Raw genomic sequence first — 2429 nt, 5'->3', positions numbered from 1 at the left:
CCGGATCGACCCGAGCGAGCGTCGCCCGGACGATCATCACCCGGAACACCGGTCCTGGAGACACTGAGCTGGGACGACTACGTCGAACGAGGACGAGCACGCCCCGATCTCCAGGGATGGACCATCATCCGACTCGACATCACCGACCTCCCCGCGAGGTTCCGGCAGCGCTGAATGGACGCGGTGTCCCGCACAGCGGGCTGGACACGCTGGACGTGTCAGTCGATGATGTCGGCGAGTGCGGCCAGCAGCGTGGTCACGTTGCGCTGGCGTGCGGTGTGGCCCATCGTGCCGATCCGCCACACCGTGCCGGCGACCGGACCGAGTCCGCCGCCGATCTCGATGCCGTAGTCCTGCAGCAGCCGGGTCCGCACGTCGGCTTCCGAGAGCGCCGCGAGCCGACCCTCCGGAATCGCGATCGAGCTGAGCGGTGCGAGTCGGTGACCCTCGGCAGCGAACAGCTCGAACCCGAGGTCCTGCATCCCCGACTTGACGGCGTCACCGGCTGCTTGATGTCGCTCGCGGACGGCGTCGAGGCCTTCGCTGAGCACCACCCCGAGTCCGGCGTGGAGTGACATGATCATCGAGATGGGAGCGGTGTGGTGGTAGGCCCGCGCACCACCGCCGGTGACGTACTTGGCGATCATGTTCAAATCCAGGTACCACGACGGAGGGACCGGAATGAGTCGTTCGACGGCGCGCGGCGACACCGTCAACGGCGCGAGGCCGGGTGCGACACCGAGACACTTCTGGGTACCGCTGTACGCGATGTCGATTCCCCATTCGTCGATCCGCAGGTCGACGCCACCGAGTGACGTCACGCAGTCGGCCAGCATGAGGGCATCGCCCTTGTGGGCTGCCATCGCAGCGATGTCGCTCTCGACGCCGGTCGAGGTCTCGGCATGGACCATGCCGTACATCGCGGGAGCCGGGTGTGCGTCGAGCATCCGCTGGACGTCGATCGGCTGACCCCACTCGTGCTCGACGGCGATCGCCTTGGCGCCGGTTCGTTGCACGACGTCGACCATGCGCCCGCCGAACACGCCGTTGACTCCGACGACGACGGTGTCGCCGGGTCCGACGAAGTTGACGATCGACGCCTCCATCCCGGCCGAGCCGGTGGCGGACACGGGGAAGGTGAGCGCGTTCGCGGTGGAGAACACGGCCCGCAGACGATCGCACGTCTCGTCGAGGAGGGCGATGAACTCCGGATCGAGGTGCCCGAGCATCGGGCGACCGAGTGCAGCGGTCGCCTCGGGGTAGGGATTGCACGGGCCAGGACCCATGAGGACGCGATCGGAGAGGGTCATGTGTGGCGACTGTATTCGCTGGCTCGCCGTCCTCCGATCCCGCCCACCAAGTCGAGCCCGGACCAGCGATTTCCTTCCCGTTCCATCGCCACCCCGACTCCTCGTCGCGCGGCGCGCTCGTAGGATGCCTGTGGTGAACCGCCCGCAGCAAGCGCCGAATCCGGCGCCGATGTCGAAGTTCACCCGGCTCGCGATCACCCACGCGCTGATGATGGCGGGCGACGCCGCGATGGTCGTCGCCCTCGCCGATTCGTTCTTCTTCAGCGTCGATCTCGACTCGGCGCGAACGCAGGTCCTGCTGTTCCTCGCGATCAGCTTCGCCCCGTTCCTGTTCATCGCTCCGCTGATCGGTCCGCTGATCGATCGGATGGCCGGCGGACGCCGTCTCGTCATCCAGGTCGTGGCCGTCCTGCGCGTCGTTCTGCTGCTGTTGATGGCGCAGGATCCCGGTGGACTCGAGTTGTTCCCGTTGGTGTTCGCGTCACTGGTGTTGCAGAAGACCTATGCGGTCTCGAAGTCGGCGCTCGTTCCGTCGACGGTGCGCTCGACGACCGAACTCGTCGAGGCGAACTCGAAGCTCGGTCTGCTCGCGGGGCTCACCGGAGCGGTCGCCGTCGTCCCGGCCGGAATCCTGCTCACCCTGATCGGGTCCGAAGCGGCGTTGATCTACGGCGCCGCGGTCTTCGTGGCGGCCTTCCTCTCCGCTCGTCGGCTCGCACCCGAGGTCGTCGCTGCGACCGCTCCCGACGAGGTCGAGGAGACCGAACTGCATTCGCCGTCGTTGCGGATGGCGGCGACTGCGATGACCGTGTTGCGGGCGAACGTCGGCTTCACGTTCTTCCACCTTGCGTTCTGGTTGCGCACGTTCGACAACGGGACGGCGTTGTTCGGTGCGTCGATCGCGGCGTCGGCCGTGGCGACGATGTTCGGAAACGCGCTCGCCCCGCGCGTCCGACGGATGGCGCGCGAGGAGACGATGCTCACCGGTGTGTTGGCATTGAGCGCTGTCGCGGGGCTCGGGCTCGCGGTGCTCGGGTCGGCGGGTGCCGGAATCGTGCTGGCCGGCGTGGTCGGGTTCTCGGCGGCACTCGGTCGCCTCGGGTTCGAGAGCATCGTCCA

2 protein-coding genes are annotated in these 2429 nt (G+C 67.6%); one reads left to right on the top strand and one right to left on the bottom strand.

The annotated features are described in order from the left end of the window. Window positions 1–218: 218 nt before the first annotated feature. Window positions 219–1310, bottom strand: coding sequence for a pyridoxal-phosphate-dependent aminotransferase family protein (locus WBV89_RS00655; protein ID WP_423979413.1), 1092 nt, complete (start codon window positions 1308–1310; stop codon window positions 219–221). A gap of 133 nt (window positions 1311–1443) precedes the next feature. On the opposite strand from WBV89_RS00655, the gene WBV89_RS00650 reads away from it, so the two are divergent. After that, window positions 1444–2429: MFS transporter (locus WBV89_RS00650; RefSeq protein WP_423979412.1), on the top strand; the 986-nt coding region annotated here is incomplete at its 3' end.

The organism is Ilumatobacter sp. (assembly GCF_049588435.1).
Taxonomy (GTDB): domain Bacteria; phylum Actinomycetota; class Acidimicrobiia; order Acidimicrobiales; family Ilumatobacteraceae; genus Ilumatobacter_A.
This window is presented reverse-complemented; position numbering and strand designations above follow the sequence as displayed.